This is a genomic window from Arthrobacter sp. ov407, from assembly GCF_900102895.1.
Taxonomy (GTDB): Bacteria; Actinomycetota; Actinomycetes; order Actinomycetales; family Micrococcaceae; genus Arthrobacter.
Genome location: NZ_FNGD01000004.1, coordinates 1 through 20,290 on the forward strand (window position 1 = coordinate 1; position 20,290 = coordinate 20,290).

The 20,290-nt window shown below is 66.7% G+C and carries 16 protein-coding genes and 1 pseudogene; 4 read left to right on the forward strand and 13 right to left on the reverse strand.

What is annotated here, in order from left to right:
- The 3 genes and pseudogenes from BLS42_RS05930 to aspS form a co-directional block, all read right to left on the reverse strand.
- Positions 1 to 432 (reverse strand): annotated as a pseudogene (locus BLS42_RS05930) (endonuclease); the annotation flags it as partial.
- Positions 433 to 722: 290 nt separating this feature from the next.
- Positions 723 to 1,613 (reverse strand): GNAT family N-acetyltransferase, encoded by an 891-nt coding sequence (locus BLS42_RS05935; RefSeq protein ID WP_090578018.1) that lies wholly within the window; start codon positions 1,611 to 1,613, stop codon positions 723 to 725.
- A 101-nt stretch (positions 1,614 to 1,714) separates the two neighbouring features.
- On the reverse strand, positions 1,715 to 3,502 hold the full coding sequence (gene aspS / locus BLS42_RS05940; RefSeq protein WP_090578021.1) for an aspartate--tRNA ligase: 1,788 nt from the start codon (positions 3,500 to 3,502) through the stop codon (positions 1,715 to 1,717).
- A gap of 152 nt (positions 3,503 to 3,654) precedes the next feature.
- Here aspS and BLS42_RS05945 point away from each other — a divergent pair, with 152 nt between their 5' ends.
- Complete coding sequence (locus tag BLS42_RS05945) at positions 3,655 to 5,016, forward strand: APC family permease (RefSeq protein WP_256336284.1); 1,362 nt, start codon at positions 3,655 to 3,657, stop codon at positions 5,014 to 5,016.
- A gap of 26 nt (positions 5,017 to 5,042) precedes the next feature.
- On the opposite strand, the gene hisS is transcribed toward BLS42_RS05945, so the two are convergent.
- Positions 5,043 to 6,386 (reverse strand): histidine--tRNA ligase, encoded by a 1,344-nt coding sequence (gene hisS, locus BLS42_RS05950; RefSeq protein WP_090578025.1) that lies wholly within the window; start codon positions 6,384 to 6,386, stop codon positions 5,043 to 5,045.
- A 277-nt stretch (positions 6,387 to 6,663) separates the two neighbouring features.
- Here hisS and BLS42_RS05955 point away from each other — a divergent pair, with 277 nt between their 5' ends.
- The 3 genes from BLS42_RS05955 to BLS42_RS05965 all read left to right on the forward strand — a co-directional run bounded on the left by BLS42_RS05955 (position 6,664) and on the right by BLS42_RS05965 (position 10,062).
- Positions 6,664 to 7,470 carry a peptidylprolyl isomerase gene (locus BLS42_RS05955; RefSeq protein WP_090578029.1) on the forward strand — a complete coding sequence of 269 codons (807 nt, stop codon included), beginning with the start codon at positions 6,664 to 6,666 and terminating at the stop codon, positions 7,468 to 7,470.
- A gap of 61 nt (positions 7,471 to 7,531) precedes the next feature.
- Positions 7,532 to 9,238, forward strand: a complete 1,707-nt coding sequence (locus tag BLS42_RS05960; RefSeq protein ID WP_256336285.1) for a DUF349 domain-containing protein — start codon at positions 7,532 to 7,534, stop codon at positions 9,236 to 9,238.
- A 101-nt stretch (positions 9,239 to 9,339) separates the two neighbouring features.
- Positions 9,340 to 10,062, forward strand: coding sequence for a type IV toxin-antitoxin system AbiEi family antitoxin (locus BLS42_RS05965; RefSeq protein WP_256336286.1), 723 nt, complete (start codon positions 9,340 to 9,342; stop codon positions 10,060 to 10,062).
- Positions 10,063 to 10,110: 48 nt separating this feature from the next.
- On the opposite strand, the gene BLS42_RS05970 is transcribed toward BLS42_RS05965, so the two are convergent.
- From BLS42_RS05970 to pdxT, 9 genes are all read right to left on the reverse strand, one after another.
- Positions 10,111 to 12,402: a RelA/SpoT family protein gene (locus tag BLS42_RS05970; protein ID WP_256336287.1), complete on the reverse strand. Its 2,292-nt coding sequence runs from the start codon at positions 12,400 to 12,402 to the stop codon at positions 10,111 to 10,113.
- A gap of 310 nt (positions 12,403 to 12,712) precedes the next feature.
- Positions 12,713 to 13,732 carry a protein translocase subunit SecF gene (secF, locus tag BLS42_RS05975; protein ID WP_090578035.1) on the reverse strand — a complete coding sequence of 340 codons (1,020 nt, stop codon included), beginning with the start codon at positions 13,730 to 13,732 and terminating at the stop codon, positions 12,713 to 12,715.
- The gene (secD, locus tag BLS42_RS05980) at positions 13,733 to 15,508 is read right to left on the reverse strand and encodes a protein translocase subunit SecD (protein ID WP_090578038.1); all 1,776 of its coding nucleotides are present in this window, start codon (positions 15,506 to 15,508) and stop codon (positions 13,733 to 13,735) included. It abuts the gene before it with no gap.
- Positions 15,509 to 15,612: 104 nt separating this feature from the next.
- Positions 15,613 to 16,035: a preprotein translocase subunit YajC gene (yajC, locus tag BLS42_RS05985; RefSeq protein ID WP_090578717.1), complete on the reverse strand. Its 423-nt coding sequence runs from the start codon at positions 16,033 to 16,035 to the stop codon at positions 15,613 to 15,615.
- A gap of 259 nt (positions 16,036 to 16,294) precedes the next feature.
- Positions 16,295 to 17,431, reverse strand: coding sequence for a Holliday junction branch migration DNA helicase RuvB (ruvB, locus tag BLS42_RS05990; RefSeq protein ID WP_090578040.1), 1,137 nt, complete (start codon positions 17,429 to 17,431; stop codon positions 16,295 to 16,297).
- Positions 17,424 to 18,068 (reverse strand): Holliday junction branch migration protein RuvA, encoded by a 645-nt coding sequence (gene ruvA, locus BLS42_RS05995; RefSeq protein ID WP_090578043.1) that lies wholly within the window; start codon positions 18,066 to 18,068, stop codon positions 17,424 to 17,426. The genes ruvB and ruvA overlap by 8 nt, the downstream gene beginning before the upstream one ends.
- A gap of 119 nt (positions 18,069 to 18,187) precedes the next feature.
- Complete coding sequence (ruvC, locus tag BLS42_RS06000; RefSeq protein ID WP_090578046.1) at positions 18,188 to 18,766, reverse strand: crossover junction endodeoxyribonuclease RuvC; 579 nt, start codon at positions 18,764 to 18,766, stop codon at positions 18,188 to 18,190.
- Between the two features lie 48 nt (positions 18,767 to 18,814).
- Positions 18,815 to 19,570 (reverse strand): YebC/PmpR family DNA-binding transcriptional regulator, encoded by a 756-nt coding sequence (locus BLS42_RS06005; RefSeq protein ID WP_090578049.1) that lies wholly within the window; start codon positions 19,568 to 19,570, stop codon positions 18,815 to 18,817.
- A 3-nt stretch (positions 19,571 to 19,573) separates the two neighbouring features.
- Entirely contained in the window at positions 19,574 to 20,275 is a 702-nt protein-coding gene (gene pdxT, locus BLS42_RS06010; RefSeq protein WP_090578052.1) for a pyridoxal 5'-phosphate synthase glutaminase subunit PdxT, read from the reverse strand.
- Positions 20,276 to 20,290 lie beyond the last annotated feature (15 nt).

A 20,290-nucleotide genomic window follows, 5' to 3' on the forward strand; every position in this document is an offset into this window, starting at 1 on the left:
GGTCAGCGGCAGCGCCGTGGTCAGTGCCAGGGATTCGGACAGGAGGGCCCCGGCGGTGCGTTCGCTGACGGTCAGGACACAGGCGACCTCGGCGATCACGGCAAGCTCCTGGGCGGTGTGTTCCTGCGGGGAGGCCGCCGGCGGCGCCAGAGCCTTGGTGGCCTGCACGTAGTCGGCGGCCAGCCTCACCTTCAGCGCGGCGGTGCGGGCTTCCAGCCGGGCGACTTCGGCGAACCCGTCCAGGCAATCGTCCGCCAGCTTTCGCAGCGGATCGGCGTCCCGGAGTGGGTCGGCGACTTGCAACGGATCGGCGGAAGGCGGATCAGCATGGTCCGCACCGGTGCCGGTGATGGCAGCAAGCGCAGCAACGGACGCGGCAACGGCCTCCACGGCCGCCCTGCTTTCCGCGCTCCAAGCTGCTCTGCTTTCCATACCCAAATCATCGCAGGAGGCACCGACAGTATTTGATGAGCATGGCTGTCTTGCGGCGTGACTCTCGGCCCCCGGCATGCCCCGAATGAAGGACAAAGGACCATGCGCCAATTTGGCGCCCGCTTTCATGCGGCGGCCGCTGTTCGAGGCCCCCAGATGTCCGGATGGACTTCAGGCTCGAGGGGACGCGGACGTTCGGCAACGGCGTGGTTCTGCTCCACTACTCGAACGACGGCGCCTAAGGGGCCCACCCGTTGGGATCCGAGTTTCAGGCCTGAAGTGGCATCGTTTCAGCAGCCGGTCAAGTGCCGCTTCGGCCTCTCCTGCCGGTAGAGGTACCGGCTGGCTTCGCGGAAACCGGCGTGGGCGTACACGCTCCTGGCACCGGCGTTGGATGCCATCACCAAGAGCCAGTACCCGGCCACGCCACGGGCCCCGCCCTCACGCAGCAGCGCCCGGACAATCCGGCCGCCATAGCCCTGCCGCCGCGCATCCGGACGCGTAGCCATGCAGTACAGGCCACCCCACGGGCGCCCGGTTGGCCCTGTGGGTCCGGTGCCGGGCAACGCGAGCCGTCCGACGGCGGCAGGCACGCCGCAGTCGTCCCGCACCAGCGCGTACAGGGCCGGGCACCCTGCCAGGATGCCGCGGGCTACGGCGAGCTCGTCCGCTCCCCCGCGGCCGTCAACGCTCCACCACAGGTCCAGCCACTCCGCCGACGGCTCGGCCGAGATTTCCACGGCGGGGTCCGGGTCGCCGGAATCCGCGCCGGGCCCCGCCCCGGGCTGCGCCCCAGGTCGCCGGACCAGGACCAGGGTTTCGGACTGCCGGGTGAATCCTTCGTCGTCGAGCACCGCGTGCAGTGCCGCATAGCGCGGACCGTCAAAGATCTGGAAGATCACCGGAAGCCGGCGCTTCCGGTACCAAAGCCGTGCCTCCCGGACTGCGGCGAGCTGCCGGTGCGGGTCATCAACGCCAGGATCCCGCGTCCACACTGAGTTGGCCCTCTGCGTCACCCCGGACGCCGCCCGCAGCACCCAATCGCCGGACTCCTGCCGTTCGGCGGCTGGCCACGCGGCATCCATCAGTGCCTCCAGCCCCGGAATGGCTTTGGCGATGGCTTCGGCGTTGCCTTCCGGGATAGCTTCGGCGGTCGCTGCGGGGTGCGGGATCAGGTCCATCGAGGTTCTCTCCGTCCGGAACGAATGCGGCCGATTATGACAGCAGCAGGGGCTCTCCGGTTGCCCGGGGAGCCCCTGCTGCTCATGCTGATGCCGCTCTCTTAGTTCTTGCCGTCCTCGGGCTTCTTCTTGGCCTCGGGCTTGAAATCGACGCCGGCTTCCTTGCGCTGCTGCGCCGTGATGGGAGCGGGAGCCTGGGTCAGGGGGTCGAAGCCGCCACCGGACTTCGGGAACGCGATGACGTCGCGGATGGACTCCACACCAGCCAGCAGGGCAACCACCCGGTCCCAGCCGAATGCGATGCCGCCGTGCGGAGGGGCACCGAACTTGAAGCCCTCCAGGAGGAAGCCGAACTTGGTCTGCGCGTCTGCCTTGTCAAGGCCCATGAGCTCGAAGACCCGTTCCTGGACGTCGCGCTCGTGGATACGGATCGAGCCGCCGCCGATTTCGTTGCCGTTGCAGACGATGTCGTAGGCGTAGGACAGCGCCGACTCGGGATCCGCGTCGAAGGAGTCCATGAACTCGGGCTTGGGCGAGGTGAACGCGTGGTGCACAGCGGTCCACTGGCCGGCGCCGACGGCGACGTCGCCGGAGGCGACTGCGGCGGCGGCGGGCTCGAACATCGGCGCGTCCACGACCCAGCAGAAGGCCCAGTCAGCGGGGTTGATGAGTCCGGTGCGGTGGCCGATCTCCACGCGGGCAGCCCCGAGGAGCGCCCGGGACGGGGTCTTCTCTCCGGCTGCGAAGAAGATGCAGTCACCGGGCTTGGCGCCGACGGCGTCGGCGAGGCCCGCACGCTCGGTGTCGGTGAGGTTCTTGGCGACGGGACCGGCGAGTTCGCCGTCCTCCTTGTACAGGACGTACGCCAAGCCCTTGGCGCCGCGCTGCTTGGCCCATTCCTGCCAGGCGTCGAGGGCACGGCGGGCCTGGGAGGCGCCGCCGGGCATGACGACGGCACCGACGTAGGGCGCCTTGAAGACGCCGAAGTTGGTGTCCTTGAAGAATTCGGTCAGCTCGCTGAGCTCCTGGCCGAAGCGCAGGTCCGGCTTGTCCGAGCCGTAGCGGGCCATGGCGTCGTGGTACGTGATGCGCTGGATCGGCGTCGGGATCTCGACGTCGATCAGCTTCCACAGCGCTTTGACGATGTTCTCGCCGAGACGGATGATGTCGTCCTGCTCCACGAAGCTGGCCTCGATGTCGAGCTGCGTGAATTCCGGCTGGCGGTCCGCACGGAAGTCTTCATCGCGGTAGCAGCGGGCGATCTGGTAGTACTTTTCGAAGCCGCCCACCTGCAGGAGCTGCTTGAACAGCTGCGGGGACTGCGGCAGCGCGTACCAGGAACCCGGCGCGAGGCGTGCCGGGACCACAAAGTCGCGGGCACCTTCCGGCGTCGAACGGGTCAGCGTGGGGGTCTCGATCTCCACGTAGCCGTCCTGGTGGAGCAGTTCGCGGGCCACACGGTTGGCTTCCGACCGCAGGCGCAGGTTGCGGGCGGGGCCCGGGCGGCGCAGGTCCAGGTAGCGGTGCTTCAGGCGCGCTTCCTCGCCCACCTCAACGTGCTCGTCGATCTGGAACGGCAGCGGATCGGAGGTGTTGAGGATGGTGACCTTCTCGGCCATGACCTCGATCTCACCTGTGGGCAGCGCCGGATTCTCGTTGCCCTCGGGACGCTGGGACACCGTGCCGACAATCTGCAGCACATACTCGTTGCGCAGACCGTGGAAGACCTCTTCTTCGCGGACCACAACCTGGGCGACGCCGGACGCGTCGCGCAGGTCAACGAATGCGACACCACCGTGGTCACGACGCCGGCCGACCCAGCCGGCGAGAGTTACGGTTTGTCCAATGTGCTCGGAGCGAAGCGATCCGAGGTCATGTGTGCGCAGCACAGCATTCCTTTCAGCGGAAAATCAAAAGTGACGTTGAAAACGATGTTCAAGAAACCGTGTTCAATAAAACGATGTTCAGTAAAAGAACTTCAATAGGATCGCCTCAGGAACGATCCCGTTCGAGTTTACCCGTTGGAAAGGCCCCTCCCGCCATGGCAACCCGGCACAACGGAACCGAGCCCGGTGATGCGCCCAGTGAGCAGCCCGATGATCAGCCCGGTGACCGCCCCGGCCAGCAGCGGCCGCAGCAGCGGCTGCAGCGCCGGCTCGGCGTGTTCGATTCCACGGCAATCGGCCTGGGTTCCATGCTGGGCGCTGGCGTGTTCGTCGTGTTCGCCCCCGCCGCCGCCCTGGCCGGGCCGCTGCTGACACTCGCCGTGGCCGTGGCCGGCGTCATCGCCTACTGCAACGCTGTCGCGTCGGCGCAACTGGCGGCCAGATACCCCGCCAGCGGGGGATCTTATGTATATGGACGCCGGCAGCTCGGCGAGTGGCCCGGCTTCATTGCGGGCTGGGGTTTCGTTACGGGCAAGACGGCGTCCTGCGCGGCGATGGCCCTGACGTTCGGGCACTATGTGGCGCCGGCTTACGCCACGCCGCTGGCGGTCGCCGGCGTCGTGGTCCTCACAGGCGTCAACCTGCTCGGCATCACACGGACCGCGCTGCTGACCAGGATCCTGCTGGCCGTAGTGCTGGCCACGCTTGTCTTTGTCGCCGTGGCGTCGCTGCTGGGCCCGCACCCGGAGGGCGCCCCCGCGGTGTCGGCGGCGCCGGCCTACCCTGCGGCGCCCTCCGGCGGCTGGGGCGTCCTTCCCGCGGCGGGCTTGATGTTCTTCGCCTTCGCGGGCTATGCGCGGATCGCCACCCTGGGCGAGGAGGTCAAGGACCCCGCGCGCACCATCCCTCGGGCCATCCTGGCCGCGCTGGCCGGCGCCTTCGTGATCTATCTGGGCCTGGCCGCGCTGCTGCAGTGGCACCTGCCGCCGCAGCAGCTGGCGGGTTCGACGGCGCCGCTGCTTGACGCGGTGGCGGTCTCGCAGCTCAGCGCCGGCGTTCCCTTCGTCCAGGCCGGGGCGGCGGCCGCCTGCCTGGGCGCGCTGCTGGCCCTGATCACCGGGGTAGGCAGGACCACCCTGGCGATGGCACGGGAGCGGGACCTGCCCGCCCCGCTGGCACAGGTGGGCCGCGCCCACACAGTCCCGTTCGTAGCGGAACTGGCCGTTGCCGCCGTCGTGATCATCCTGTTGCTGAGCACCGACGTGATGACCGTGGTCGGATTTTCCAGCTTCGGCGTGCTGATCTATTACGCCGTGACCAACGCCTCGGCCTTCACGCTGGCCGGCCGGTCTTGGCACGCGCCGCGCTGGCTCAATGTGCTGGGCTTCCTCGGCTGCCTGGTCCTGGCGATCACCCTGCCGCCGGCCTCGATGCTGGTCATGGCGGCGGTGTTGGCCGCCGGGGTGGCCGGGCGGTTCCTAGTCGTGCGGATGCGCAGGGCACCCCACAAGAACTAGCCCCGCAAGAACTAGGCCCGAACGAACTAGCGCCCGGCGGTTACGCGCACGTGCAGATCCTCCTCGGCGGGCATCCACGCGTCCGGGTCGGCGTCGTACTGCTCGCCCGTGCGGATGTCCTTGACCTGGTGCTTGCCGTCGTCGTCGGTGAACCAGACAAACGGGATGCCGCGACGGTCGGCGAATTTGATCTGCTTGCCGAACTTCTCGGCCTTCGCGGCGACCTCCGTGGCGATGCCGCGGCTGCGCAGCTGCGCAGCGACATCCTGCGCCGCGGCCCAGCTGTCGTCGTTGTTAAGCGTCACCAGCACGGCGGTCGGCACCGAGCGCGTGGCCTTGGCCAAGTCCTGGCTCAAGATCCGCGACACCAGGCGGGTCACGCCGATTGAGAGGCCGACGCCGGGGAATTTGCGGTTGCCCTTGCTGGCCAGTGCATCGTAGCGGCCGCCTGAGCAGATCGAGCCCAGCTGCTCGTGCCCCACCAGGACGGTTTCCACCACGGTGCCCGTGTAATAGTCCAGGCCGCGGGCGATGCTGAGATCCGCTACGACTCGTCCCGGGGCGTGCTGGACGGCAGCCGCGATGACTTGCTCCAGCTCGTTCAGGCCTTCCTCCAGCAGCTCGTTGGTGACGCCCAGCGCCCGGACCTGCTCCACGAAAGACGTGTCCGTTGTACGGATGCCGGCGAGCTTCAGGGCGGCCTGCGCCTGATCGTCAGTGGCGCCGAGTTCCTCCTTGAGCAACTCGGCCACCTTCGCGGGCCCGACCTTCTCGAGTTTGTCGATGCTGCGGAGAACGCCCGCGGTGTCCGTGAGCCCGATCCCGGTGTAGAAGCCCTCGGCCAGCTTGCGGTTGTTGATCCGCAGCAGGAAATCGGGGATGGGCAGCGCATTGAGCGCCTCGGCGATCACGAGCGCGATTTCAACGTCGTAGCGGAACGGCAGGTCGCCGTCGCCGACGACGTCGATGTCCGCCTGGGTGAATTCGCGGGCACGTCCCTCCTGGGGGCGTTCGCCGCGCCAGACCTTCTGGATCTGGTAACGGCGGAACGGGAAGGCAAGGTAGCCGGCGTTTTCCACGACGTACCGGGCGAAGGGCACGGTGAGGTCGAAGTGAAGGGCAAGAGCATGTGGGTCGGTCCGGGCCATCGTGTCCGCCTCCTCATCCTGGAGCCGGCTCAGCCCGTAGACCTCTTTGTCGATCTCTCCCTTGCGCAGCAACTGGCCCACCGTTTCGACGGCGCGGGTCTCGATCGAGGAGAAACCATGGAGCTCGAACGTCCGGCGCAGCGTGTCCAGGACATGGAGTTCCACCAGCCGCTCCTCGGGAAGCCACTCGGGGAATCCTGACAGGGAGGCTGTGCGTGCCATGGTGAAATTTTCTCCTCTGGTTACCACTGCGGTATCTCGTTGCTACTGCAGTATCTTCGGGCGCGGGCATCACGCGGCATTCATCTGTCGAAACGTAACGAAGATAAGCGGCAGACCGGCCAGTCGTGCATAAACTGTGTGCGGCAGTCAGTTTATGCGTTCGGCGCCCGCTTCTTCCAACGGAGCCAGCCCCGGCGGGACTGCCGGCAGCTTGCTGCTGCTACCGCGACGGCGCCTAGGGCCCGTCACGGTAGCGGCCATACAACCAGGAGGACCTTTGGCGGCCAGTTCACGCAGCGCACGCGAGGCGAAGCGGCGCGTCCAGCAGATGGAGGCCAGGCGCGGCCTGCGCATGGACCAGGACAAGCGCCGCAAGCGCGACAACGTCCTGGCCATCAGCGCCGGCACAGCGGCGATCGGCCTGGCCCTGGTCCTGCAGCTCACGGTCTTCGCGTCGAACCCGACCGAAGAGGAGTTCGCGGCCGTGCAGGAGGGGCTCCAGAGCCCGTCGGCGTCCGCCACGCCGACAGCTGCCACCACGAATGCTGCGAACATCCCCAAGCCGGAAACCGCGGCGGGCAAGACGTTCACGGGCGAGCTCAAGCTCAACCGCGGCGCGCTCGGCGTCAAGCTTGACGGCACGAAGGCCCCGCAGGCCGCGGCCGTCTTCAAATCCCTCGCCGACCAAAACTTCTACAAGGGCCTCAGCTGCCACCGGCTGACTACGGCCGAGACCTTCGGCGTCCTGCAGTGCGGTTCCAAGGCCGGCAACGGCAGCAGCGACGCGAGCTACACCTGGGGCCCGCTGGAAAACACCCCGCAGGACAACAAATACCCCGCTGGAACGATCGCCGTGGCCCGGACCAGCGGGAACGCCAACAGCAACGGCACCCAGTTCTTCATTGTGTACAAGGACACCGTCATTCCGGCGGATAGCGCCGGCGGCTATACGGTGGTGGGCAAGGTTACCTCGGGGCTCGACGTGGTGAGCGGGATTGCCGCGGCCGGACTGAAGCCCGGCGGCAACGCCACCGACGGCGCACCTGTGGAACCAGTCACGATAGACTCGTTCTCACTGAAGTAACCAGCCTCGGCCCTGAAGGCCGTGGTCCCGGTATTTCCCTCCAAGCGAAAGACTTCTAGCGGTGACAGACAGTCAGAAATCCGACGAAACATTGGCAACAGCAGCTGCCAACGAAACCGAAGCCGAGGCAACCCCTGCCGAGACTGCAGGCGCTGCCGTAGAGGCCGCCGGCGAGACTGCGGCAACCGCAGACGCGGCAACCGCAGACCCGGCAACCGCAGGCGCAGCAGCCGCCGCAGCCGAGGCCTCAGCAGAGGTGCCCGCGGCAGAGTCGGCGGAGCTCACCGAGCCCGTTGAGCCCACGGAGTCCACCGTGGCACCGTCGGCGGAGACGGCGGAGACGGCGGCCGAACCGGCAGCCGAGCCTGTCGCTGAAGCCGCGGCCACTGCTGCCCCGGCCCCCACGCCGGCCGCGCGTCCCGCGCCGAGCCCGGCAGCGTTTGCTGCCCGGCCGAAGGCCAAGCCGTCTCCGGCCGCACCAGCTCCCGCGCCGGTGGCCGTGTCCTCCGCAGCCTCACTGGCGGAAGCAGCCCGCTGGGGCCGTGTTGAAGGCGACGGCCACGTTTTCCTGACCGTTGACGGCACGGAATATCCCGTCGGCCAGTACCCGGGAGTCAGCGCCGACGAGGCCCTGGGCTACTTTGCCCGGAAGTTCGACGACGTCGTAGCCCAGATCGTCCTGCTGGAACAGCGCGTGAGCTCCAAGGCGCCCACAACGGACATGCAGAAGACCGTCACGCACCTGCGCGAGCAGCTCGCCGAGCGCAACATGGTGGGCGACTTCCGCTCCGCCGAGGCACGGCTGGATGCACTCGTGACGCAGATCGGCGAGCTTGAAAAGGCCGAGAAAGCCGAACACGACGCCGTCCGCGCCGCCGAGCTTGCCGCCCGCGAGGCCATCGTGGCAGAGGCCGAGGAAATCGCCGGCCACGATCCCGCGCAGATCCAGTGGAAGACCTCCAGCGCGCGGATGAACGAACTCTTCGAGAGCTGGAAGACCGCGCAGAAGAGCGGTGTCCGGCTCGGCCGCAGCAACGAGGACGCACTGTGGAAGCGGTTCCGCGCCGCCCGCACGGTGTTTGACCGGCACCGCCGCGCCTACTTCTCCCAGCTGGACAGCACCAATTCGGCTGCCAAGGCAGCAAAAGAGAAGCTGATCACCGAAGCCGAGGCCCTTTCCTCCTCAACCGACTGGGGTTTTGCCGCCGGCGAGTACCGCCGCCTGATGGATGAGTGGAAAGCCTCCCCCCGCGCCAGCCGCAAGGACGACGACGCCCTGTGGGCCCGCTTCCGCGCGGCCCAGGACGTCTTCTTCACCAACCGGCAGGCAGCCAACGACGAGATCGACCAGGAATACGGTGCGAACCTGGTGGTGAAGGAAGCGCTCCTGGTGGAGGCCAACGAGCTGCTGCCGATCAAGGACCTCCCGGCGGCCAAGAAGGCGCTGCAGTCCATCCGGGACCGCTGGGAAGAAGCCGGCAAGGTTCCCCGCGCCGACATGGGCCGCGTCGAGGCCGGCCTGCGGAAGGTCGAAGACGCCGTCCGCCACGCCGAGGACGAAAACTGGAAGCGCTCCAACCCCGAGACGAAGGCGCGCACCAACAGCGCCCTGACCCAGCTCGAAGCCGCCATTGCCGGTCTTAAGGAAGACCTGGCCAAGGCAGAGAAGGCCGGCGACGAGCGGAAGATCAAGGCAGCCCGGGAAGCCCTCGAGGCGCGCCAGGCGTGGCTGGAGCAGCTCGAGCGTTCAGCGAGCGAGCTCTCCTAGGCACGCGACACACCACCAAGCCAGACCAGGCCCCGTTTCGGTTATCCACATGACCGGAACGGGGCCTGTCCTATGTCCGGGGAACCGGGAACGATGGCGGAATGGAACACATGCCCCGCGCTCCCGCCGCACCTTCCGGCCGGCCCGTTCCGGGGCCGTCTGTTCCGGGGCCGTCTGTTCCGGGGCCGTCTGTTCCAGGGCCGTCTGTTCCGGGGCAGCGCGCTCCCCGGGCGGGGCCGGAGCACTGCGAGCTCTACTCCCCCGGCGCCCTGTTCTCCTGGCCGGAGCTGCAGGCCATGGCGGCCGACGGCGTGCTGACGCAGCTGTATCAGCGCGGCTACCTGCCGCCCGGCGCCCACGCCAGTCCGCAGCTTCGCGCCCGTGCCGCGTCCCTGGCCGTGGCGCCGGCGATCCGGCAGCGGGTAGTGGCGGGGCGGATGACAGCGGCATGGATCTACGGTTGCGCCGCTGAGCCGGACCGCCTCGCGCTGCTGGTTGACGCCAACCGGCGGATCTCTAGCCTGAGGTCTCTGCGCGGCTGCACCTTCCACGAAGTTCGGCTGGGGCCGTTCGACGTCGTGAGCATGGGAGGCCTCATGGTGTCCAGCCCGTTGCGCACGGCCGTGGACGTTGCATTGCACGTGGATGCGGAACGTGCCGTGCCGGCCCTGAAGGCGCTACTGTCCCGTCCCGAGCTGGGCGTGCGTCTCCGGCTCCTCAGGCTTGCCGTCGACGCCAGCCCGCGCGTCCCCCACAAACGGGCGGCGCTGGCGAAGCTCGCCGCCCTCGTGGCGCCGCCGGCGGCGCCCGATGCAGCCAGCTAGTGTGGCTGGGTGCCGTGAGGCTATCTGGGCGGGGCTACCTGGGCCGGGTCAGCTGCGGCGACGGTTTCCGGTGGTGCGGTACACGTCGAAGACGCCGTCGATCCTGCGGACTGCGCTGAGCACGTGGCTGAGGTACTTGGGATCGCCCATCTCGAACGCAAACTTCGAGATTGCCACGCGGTCCGTGGAGGTGTGGACGCTCGCCGCAAGGATGTTGACGTGGTTTTCCGAGAGCACCCGGGTGACGTCGGAGAGGAGCGATTTGCGGTCCAGCGCTTCGACCTGGATCTCCACGAGGAACACGCTGGACTGGGTGGGCGCCCAGTCCACGTCCACGATCCTGTCCGGTTGATCCATCAGTCCGCTCACGTTCGTGCAGTCGGTCCGGTGCACAGAGACGCCGGAGCCGCGCGTAACGAAGCCAAGGATCGGGTCCGGCGGGACCGGCGTGCAGCACCGGGCGAGCTTCACCCAGACGTCGTCCACGCCGCGGACAACAACACCGGAATCGGAAAAGCGGGCCTTGCTGACCTGGGTGGGGATGGAGACCTCGGCGAGGGCGTCGTCGGGGTGCTCGTTTCCGCCGAGGCTCTCCACCAGGCGTTCCATAACGGACTGTGCGGAGGTGTGTCCGTCGCCCACGCCGGCGTAGAGCCCGGAGATGTCGGCGTACTTGAAGTCCTCCGCGATCGCGGCGAGGGCGTCGTGGGTCATGAGGCGCTGCAGCGGGAGGTTTTGCTTCCGCATCGCCTTGGTGAGCAGCTCCTTGCCGCGGTCAATCGCTTCCTCGCGGCGTTCCTTGCTGAACCATTGCCTGATCTTGTTCCGGGCCCGGGCGCTCTTGACGAAGTGCTGCCAGTCCTGGCTGGGGCCGGCGCCTTCAGCCTTGGAGGTGAAGATCTCCACCCAGTCACCGTGGTTCAGTTCGCTGTTGAGCGGAACGAGCTTGCCGTTGACGCGTGCGCCGATGGTCCGGTGGCCCACTTCGGTGTGTACGGCGTAGGCGAAGTCAACGGGCGTGGACCCGGCAGGCAGGGCCATGACCTCGCCCTTGGGGGTGAAGACGAACACTTCGCGGGCATTGATTTCAAAGCGCAGGGAGTCGAGGAACTCGCCGGGGTCCGACGTTTCCTGCTGCCAGTCCACGAGGGAGCGCAGCCAGCCCATGTCGCCGTCGCGCGGGCTGCCTGGGCCGGCAGCCGTCCGGTTGGGCTGGTCCTTGTACTTCCAGTGCGCGGCGACGCCGTACTCGGCGCGCCGGTGCATTTCATGGGTGCGGATCTGGATTTCCACCGGCTTGCCGCCAGGACCGATCACCGTGGTGTGCAGCGACTGGTACATGTTGAACTTGGGCATCGCGATGTAGTCCTTGAACCGCCCGGGCAGGGGATTCCAGCGCGAGTGCATCGCGCCCAGGGCCGCATAACAGTCCCGGACTGAATCGACCAGGACCCGGACGCCCATGAGGTCGTTGATGTCGTCAAAGTCTTTGTCGCGGACGATCATCTTTTGGTAGATCGAGTAGTAGTGCTTTGGCCGGCCGGTGATCGTCGCCTTGATCTTGGCTGCCCGGAGGTCCTCGGTGATCTGGTTGCGGATGACCCCCAGGTTCTTTTCGCGCTCCGGGGTCCGGTCCCCCACCATCCGCACAATTTCCTCGTACACCTTGGGATACAGAGCGGCGAAGGACAGATCCTCCAGTTCCCACTTGATGGTGTTCATGCCGAGCCGGTGGGCCAGCGGCGCGAAGATTTCCAGGGTTTCGCGCGCCTTGCGGGCCGAAGACTCAGCCGAGACGAAGCGCCACGTGCGGGCATTGTGGAGCCGGTCGGCGAGTTTGATCATCAGGACGCGGATGTCCTTGGCCATGGCGACGACCATCTTGCGCACGGTCTCGGACTGGGCCGCCTCACCGAAGCTGACCTTGTCCAGCTTGGTGACGCCGTCCACCAGCATGGCCACTTCGGGGCCGAACTCGGCCTTCAGATCGGCCAGTGTGTATGAGGTGTCTTCGACGGTGTCGTGCAGCAAGGCCGCGGCCAGCGTGGTGCCGCTGAGGCCGAGTTCGGCAAGGATGGTGGCCACCGCGACCGGGTGGGTAATGTACGGATCGCCGCTCTTACGCTTTTGGCCCCGGTGGCAGCGCTCGGCAACCACGAAGGCGCGCTGGATGAGGTCGAAATCCTCTTTGGGGTTGTTGGCACGGACCGTGCGCAGCAACGGCTCCAGGATCGGGGAATACGCCGGAGCACCGCGGCCCGTCAGCCGGGCAAGACGTGACCTCGTGCGTTCGCGCCGGCCAGGAAACGTCGGCCGGGCATGCGAATTGTCAACCGCCACGGGAACATCTGGACGTCCGGGAACCACCAGGTCAGTCTGAGAACCCTGACCTTGGGCCTTGTCCGCAGGTGCCTCCGGCACCGGCGTCGAACGTTCTTCCAATGGAGCACCTCTCGCGACCGGTTAATTATTCAAGTGTATTCCCGCAGCAGGATACTTCGATAACCGGCCGGGAAACGGCGACGGGCCGGAGGCCGTCCCAATGGACGCTCTCCGGCCCGCCTGCTGTCCGTTCAGGACGGCTCAGGCCTTGGCCCCTGCCTCATCGAGGCAAAGGGACCGTGGCCTGCTCGTCTGTGCGTGGCTGGGTTCAGGCCGTAGCGGGCGACGCCGGCGCTGCGGTCTTGGCTGCCGCTTCGGCGCGCCTCTGTTCCACGCGCTTGGCCTGCTTGACCAGATCGGGTTCGCCCTGCCGCAGCGCGGCGTAGAGCGGAGCCGCGATAAAGATGGTGGCCGCAGTGCCAACCAGGATGCCGACGAACAGCGCCAGGGACAGGTCCCGCAGGGTTCCGGCACCGAGCAGCCCGGCACCGATGAAGAGGATCGCTCCGACGGGCAGGATGGCCACCACCATGGTGTTGATAGACCGGACGAGGGTCTGGTTGATGGCGAGGTTGACCTCTTCGGCGAAGGTCCGCCGGGTGGAGGCCTGCATATCCGAGGTGTTCTCCCGGATCTTGTCGAACACCACCACCGTGTCGTACAGCGAATAGCTGAGCACCGTCAGGAAGCCGATGATGGCCGACGGCGTCACTTCGAAGTCACTGAGGCCGTAGATACCGGCGGTCATGAACATTGTGACGGCCATGCCGACCAGTGCCGAGAGCGACATCTTCCAGGTCCGGAAGTAGAGCGCCATCAGAACGGCGGCCAGACCCACAAAGATTGCCAGGCCCATGAGTGCCTGCTTCGTGACGTCCGCACCCCAGGTGGGGCCGACGAAGGTTGAGGTGACTTCGTTATCCGTCACGCCGTAGGCCTTGGTGAGGCCATCCTTGATCTGCAGTGTCTCGTCGTCGGTGAGCTTGTCCGTCTGGATGCGCATGGTGGTGCCGGCGACGTTGGCCACGCGCGGCACGGACCCCGACACGACGTCCTGGACGGCTTTCTCGCCGCGGGAAGCATCGGTGGTCTTGACGTTGGAGACCGTGAACTCAGAGCCGCCGCGGAACTCGATGCCGAGGTTGAAGCCACCCTTGGCGATCGGGATCAGGATTGAGAGCGCGACGGCGATCCCGGCGATCAGGAACCAGAGCTTCCTGTAACCGACGAAGTCGTACGAGCGCTTGCCCGTGTACAGCTCATTGCCGAATGTTGAGAAGTTGACCATTTACTTGCCCTCCTTGGACGCGCTCTTGGAGGTACCGGCGAGCTGTGCCTGTTGTGCCTGATCCTGCTTTTCGGCGAGGCGGCGTTCTGCAATGGTCATCCGGCGTTCTGCCTCGGCGGCTGCACCTGTGTTCTTCGCGCGCACCACAGCCACGGGCTTGTCCTCCGGAGTACGAACCCGTCCGGCACCGCGGTACAGCGGGACGGCGCCGAGGCGCTTCGGGTCCAGACCCGAGAACCTGTGGCCTTCGCCGAAGAACTTGGTCCGGGCCAGCAACTGCAGGGTGGGGTGGGTGAACATGAAGACGACGATGAGGTCGGCGATCGCCGTGAGACCGAGGGTGAACGCGAAGCCGCGGACGTTGCCCACTGCGACGAAGAACAGCACCACTGCGGCGAGGAGGTTCACGGCCTTGGAGGCGAGGATGGTGCGCTTGGCCCGCTTCCAGCCGTTCTCCACGGCCGAGACCAGGCCGCGGCCTTCGCGGAGCTCATCGCGGATGCGTTCGAAGTAGACGATGAACGAGTCGGCCGTCTGGCCGATCGCCACGATCAGGCCGGCGACGCCAGCGAGGGAAAGCCGGTAGTTTTCGGTCCAGCCGAGGATGGCGATGGCCAGGAACGTCAGTACCCCGGCGATCACGAGGGAGGCCACGGTCACGAGGCCAAGGGCCCGGTACTGGAACAGCGAGTAGACAAACACCAGCAGGAGGCCGATCACGCCGGCGAGCATACCCATGCGGAGTTGCTCCCCGCCGAGGGTTGCCGAGATCTGCTGTTCGCTCTGGATTTCGAAGCTGATGGGCAGGGCACCGAAACGAAGCTGGTCCGAAAGGGCCTTAGCCGATTCCTCGGTAAACCCGCCGGTGATCTGCGGCCGGCCGTCGGTGATGACGGCGAGGGAACGCGGGGCGGAGATGACCTGGTCGTCCAGGACGATTGCGAACTGGGCCTTCGGATCCGAGCCGGTCTGGCCGCCGCCGGCGGCATAGAACTGGTACAGGCGCTCGGTAACTTCCTTGAACTTGGCGGTGCCCGCGTCATCGAACTGGATGTTGACGGCCCATTCATTGGTCACGGCACCCTGGGCGCCGCGCTGCAGCTGGAATGAGGAGGACTTGATGTTCGAGCCCTTCACCTCAACCGGACCGAGGATGTACTTGATGGCCGGTGACTTGGCCGAGGCCGGTTCACACGTCACGAGCGGCTTGGTCGGGTCGGAGCGCTGCTGCTTGTCCTGGGAGGGGTGGTCGCAGTCAAGAGCCTCAAACTGCTTGTAGATCTGAGGGGTAACCCAGTTCTCATCGCTGCTGTTGGCGGGTTTGGCAGTCGGCTTCGGCAGCTGGGCTTCCGGGGTCCGGGACGCAGCGGGGACCGCAGCGCCGGGGCCCGCCTGGATGACCGGACGGAAGTTCATGTCGGCGGAGGCCTGAATCAGCGCACGGGTTTCCTTGGCAGGCGTTCCCGGAAGGCTGACGACGACGTTGCGGCCGGACTGCGTGCTGATTTCAGCTTCCGCGACACCCGAGCCGTCCACGCGCTGGCGAATGATCGCCACGGCCTGGTTGAGCTGGTCTTCGGTGATACCCGAACCGCCCTCAACCTTGGGCGCCAGGATCATCTGGGTGCCGCCTTCAAGGTCCAGGGCGAGCTTTGGAGCCCAGCCCGCCTGGCCGGCAATCGTGCCGCCTGCCAGGACAGCCGTCATGGCGGCGATGAGTACGCCAAGCCAGACCAGCATCCTGATGGCTGAGTTTTTGGGGCCAGTTCGTGCCATTGTCGATCTTTCTATTATTTACGAGGGATCCGTCGGCGCGGGCACTGGGCCCCGCCGACGGATGCCCGCAACCGTTGCTTCGCGGGATAACTCAGGTAGGCAGACTAGCTGTCTTTTTTGCCTTCGTCGTTGAGGCGGCGCAGGGTTTCCTCGGGAGTTTCGTTGATGGGCGCTTCGTTGACAGCGGCGGCGCTGTCCGTGTTCTCAGCGTTCACCTTTTCAGTGGTCAGCGAGGACGCGTCGTCGGGGACAACGGTGGGTTCCTCGGCCGCAACAACCGGCTCCACAATCTTGGTGACGGCCTGGCGGTGCACGGTGGCCGTGTTGCCCGGGGAGAGTTCCAGCGTGACCTTGTTCTCCGCCTCATCGATGTTGACGATCCGGCCGAACAGCCCGAAACTCGTCATGACCTCGACGCCGGGCTCGAACTCGGACTGGAGCTTGGCCTGCTGCTGCTGGGTCTTCTTGTTGCGGCGGAACATCATGAAGACAAAGAGTCCGAGCAAGACGAACAAGAGAATCGTCATGATGTCGATACCGCCGCCGGCCTGCGGCTGGTTCTGGGCAGAAATAAGTCCGAACACAGGGATTGTTCCGTTCTGTACTTGCATAGCTGTTTTTCAGCAACGTCCGTTTGCTCCGGGCGGCGTGGGCAGAGGCCTGCACAGCAAGCTGGCAGCGAAACCATCCCCCAACCGCCGGCGGCTACCTGCTCTCCGCCCACGGAAACAACCCGAACGTGCCGAGCGTCATACCAGTCTAAAGGGAAAAGCTGAACGTATGGTGCTAGCGGCTGTTTCGGATCCGTTGCGGACCGGTTTCTTCACCGAGATCCCCGCCGGATCCACCCTGCGGGCCCCCGCCCAGCTCATCCCCCAGATCATCGGCCTGGAACAGCTCCAGCGGGTCTTGGCCGAAGACGCCGGCAGGAACGGCGAAGCCCAAGTGCGTCCACGCCGGCGCCAGGGCAATACGGCCGCGCGGCGTCCGGCCCAACAGTCCCTCCCGCACCAGGTAAGGCTCGGCGACCGTTTCCACGGTCTCCGTTTCCTCTCCGACGGCGATCGCGAGGGTGGACAGGCCCACCGGCCCACCGCCGAATTTGGTTATGAGGGCCTCGAGAACGGCACGGTCCAGCCGATCCAGGCCACGCTTGTCTACCTCGTACATGTCCAAGGCCGCAGACGCCGCCCGGGCATCAATTTGATCGATGCCGTGCACCAGCGCCCAGTCCCTGACCCGGCGCAGGAGCCGGTTGGCGATGCGCGGCGTTCCCCGTGACCGGCCGGCGATCTCGCTAAATCCGGCCGAATTGACCTTCAGGTCCAGCAGGCCCGCGGACCGGCGCAGGACCAATTCCAACTCTTCGACGGAGTAGAACTCAAGGTGGCCAGTGAATCCGAAGCGGTCCCGCAGCGGCCCGGGAAGCAGGCCGGCCCGCGTAGTGGCGCCGACCAGCGTGAAGGGCGGCAGTTCAAGCGGGATGGCCGTGGCGCCGGCACCCTTGCCGACGACGATATCGACGCGGAAGTCCTCCATCGCCATGTACAGCATTTCCTCGGCCGGCCGGGACATCCGGTGGATTTCGTCCAGGAACAGGACCTCGCCTTCAGAAAGCGAAGACAGGATGGCCGCGAGGTCGCCCGCGTGCTGGATGGCCGGGCCGCTGCTGATCCGCAGCGGGACGTTCATTTCGGCGGCGATGATCATCGACAGCGTGGTCTTACCGAGGCCCGGAGGGCCGGAGAGCAACACGTGGTCCGCGCTGCGGCCGCGCATGCGCGAGGCCTCCAAGACGAGGGAGAGTTGCTTGCGGACCCGGTGCTGGCCCACGAAGTCGTGCAGGTTCTTGGGCCGCAGGGCGGCTTCGATGACGCGCTCCTCCGGTTCCTCTCCCCCGGCGACAATCGACGCTTCAGCCACGCGCGCCTACCCGGTTTCCGGCGCGGGCGCCGTCCTGCCCCAGCCAGCGCAGCGTGGCGCGCAGGATCTCCGCCACATTGCCGTTGGCGGCCAAGTCCGGGGAATCGGCCAGGGATTTGTCGATGCTGGCCGTGGCATCCTTTTCGGACCAGCCAAGGCTTGTCATCGCGGCGACGACCTGCGGCTTCCAGACGGATTCCGCGGAAACCGCCGCGGCCGGCGCGCCAGCGGTGCCGTGCGGCACGAGCTTGCCGGCGAGTTCCAGCACGATCCGGCCGGCCACCTTCGGTCCAATTCCGGGGACCTTCGTGAATGCCTTGCCGTCGCCGGAGTGGGCGGCCACCCGGATGGCTTCCGGCTCGTGGACGGCCAGCACGGCCAGGGCCAGACGGGGTCCGACGCCGCTGACGCTGAGCAGGACATCGAACACAACACGTTCATCGTCGCTGGCGAAACCGAACAGGGTCAGCGAGTCCTCCCGCACGATCAGGGACGTGAACAGCTTCCCCTCCTCCCCCAACCGCAGGCCGCTGAGGGTCTGCGGCGTCGCGTTGACGCTCATGCCGGCGCCGTTGAGGTCGATCACGGCGGAGGACAGGCCAACATGCGCAACGGTTCCGCGAAGAAAACTGATCAAGGCCGGGCTCCTGGGTCTACAGCGAAAATAACAGCGAATACACAGACAGCGAATATAAGGGCACGAAACGCCCGCTATCCGAACATATCTACGAATACCCTAGCAAGCGGGACGGACATTCAGCGCGCACGGCGCGCTTTTGCCTCCGCGTCCGCCCATGCCCGCTGGGCAGGCGTGAGGGACTGGCTGCCCGGGCCGGTGGTCGCCACGGCGGCGCCGCTGCCGGCCCGCCAGGCGTGGGTAATGGCCAGTGCGAGGGCGTCGGCGGCGTCGGCCGGGCGCGGGGGCGCGTCCAGCCGGAGGATCTTGGTCACCAGCTTCGTGACGGCGTCCTTGTTCGAGGTCCCACTTCCCGTCACGGCGGCCTTGACCTCTGACGGGGTGTGCAGCGCCACCGGGATGCCACGGCGTGCGGCAGCCGCAATGACCACTCCGGATGCCTGCGCCACCCCCATGACCGTGCTGACGTTGAGCTGGGAAAAGACCCGCTCCACGGCGAGGACGTGCGGTTCGTACTTGTCCAGCCACTCGTCGATCGACGTGGCGATGACGAGCAGCCGCTGGTCCAGGCTCTCCTCGGGGGAAGTTCCCACCACACCGAAGGCCACCATGGTGGCCCGCCGGTTCCTTTCGACGTCGACGACGCCGATCCCGCACCGGGTGAGGCCTGGGTCAACCCCCAACACGCGCAGCGTCAAGGTTGGGCCGTCAAGACCGGGCCTCAAAATCACGGCTGGGTGAGCGTGTCACTCGGCTTCCAGTGCGGCCTGCACTTCGTCACTGAGGTCGGCGTTGCTGTAAACGTTCTGGACGTCGTCGAGTTCTTCCAGCGCGTCCACGAGCTTCATGAACTTCTTGGCGGCGTCGAGGTCCAGCGGCACCTGCATGGACGGCACAAACTCGGCCTCATCGGTGTCGTACTCGATTCCGGCCTCTTTGAGGGCATCGCGGATGGCCTGGAGATCAGTCGGCTCGGAGTGGATCTCGAAGCTGTCGCCGTTGTCCTTGACTTCCTCGGCCCCGGCGTCAAGGACGGCCATCAGGACGTCGTCCTCGCTCAGGGAGTTCTTGGGCAGCGAGACGACGCCCTTGCGGCTGAAGAGGTAGCTGACCGAACCGGGATCGGCAATCGTGCCGCCGTTGCGGGAGATGGCGAGCCGGACCTCGGAGGCGGCGCGGTTCTTGTTGTCCGTGAGGCACTCGATCAGCAGGGCGGAACCCTGCGGGCCGCGGCACTCGTACATGATTTCGGTGTAGTCCACGACCTCGCCGGTGAGCCCGGCGCCGCGCTTGATGGCGCGGTCGATGTTGTCAGCGGGCACCGAGGTCTTCTTGGCCTTGGTGACGGCGAGTTCCAGGCCCGGGTTGCCGGACAGGTCAGGGCCGCCCATCCGTGCAGCAACTTCGATGTTCTTGATCAGCTTGGCGAACGACTTGGCCCGGCGGCTATCAAGGATGGCCTTCTTATGCTTGGTCGTCGCCCATTTGGAGTGGCCTGACATGCTTTACGCTTCTCCTCTGATCATTCGAATAAACAGTTCATGCACGCGCCTTTCCCCCGTCACTTCCGGGTGGAAGGAGGTGGCCAGCAGCTTGCCGGAACGCACTGCAACAATTCTAGCCGTCCCGTCCAGTGATTCGGGGTGGCCGGCTTTGGACGGTTCCACCTGGGCAAGGACTTCCACGCCGTCGCCGACGCGCTCCACCCAGGGCCCGCGGATGAAGACAGCGTGGACCGGGGCCACGGCTCCGCCGGCGGCACTGAACTCCAGCCCCCGGAAGTCGAGATCCGTCTCGAAGGACTCGCGCTGCCGGCCAAAGGCGTTGCGGCGCACGGTGATGTCGAGTCCGCCGAATGTCTGCTGCGGGTTTCCTGCCAGGTCCGTCGCCGGGTCCGCAATTTCGTCGGCCAGCAGGATCATCCCGGCGCACGAGCCGTACACGGGCAGGCCGCCCTGGATGCATTCGCGCAGCGGATCCCGGAGCCCGAAAATCCTGGAGAGCTTGTCAATCGTGGTCGATTCGCCGCCGGGGATGATGAGCCCGTCCAGGCCGTCAAGTTCGGCGGGGCGGCGGATCCCGACGCCGGCGGCACCGGCGGTTTCCACGGCGTGCAGATGCTCCCGGAAATCGCCCTGGAGCGCCAGGACGCCAATCCGGAGACCCGAACCCGCGCGGGATTCAGGGGAAAAAGAGGGGGTGGTCATCCCCACAGCATAATG

Excerpts from the sequence above, each read along its gene's own strand:
- BLS42_RS05935 (WP_090578018.1), bottom strand. The coding sequence starts at position 1,613 with ATGGACCTGATCCCGCACCCCGCAGCGACCGCCGAAGCTATCCCGGAA.
- BLS42_RS05945 (WP_256336284.1), top strand. The coding sequence starts at position 3,655 with ATGGCAACCCGGCACAACGGAACCGAGCCCGGTGATGCGCCCAGTGAG.
- hisS (WP_090578025.1), bottom strand. The coding sequence starts at position 6,386 with ATGGCACGCACAGCCTCCCTGTCAGGATTCCCCGAGTGGCTTCCCGAG.
- BLS42_RS05965 (WP_256336286.1), top strand. The coding sequence starts at position 9,340 with ATGGAACACATGCCCCGCGCTCCCGCCGCACCTTCCGGCCGGCCCGTT.
- secF (WP_090578035.1), bottom strand. The coding sequence starts at position 13,732 with ATGGTCAACTTCTCAACATTCGGCAATGAGCTGTACACGGGCAAGCGC.
- secD (WP_090578038.1), bottom strand. The coding sequence starts at position 15,508 with ATGGCACGAACTGGCCCCAAAAACTCAGCCATCAGGATGCTGGTCTGG.
- yajC (WP_090578717.1), bottom strand. The coding sequence starts at position 16,035 with ATGACGATTCTCTTGTTCGTCTTGCTCGGACTCTTTGTCTTCATGATG.
- BLS42_RS06005 (WP_090578049.1), bottom strand. The coding sequence starts at position 19,570 with ATGTCAGGCCACTCCAAATGGGCGACGACCAAGCATAAGAAGGCCATC.
- pdxT (WP_090578052.1), bottom strand. The coding sequence starts at position 20,275 with ATGACCACCCCCTCTTTTTCCCCTGAATCCCGCGCGGGTTCGGGTCTC.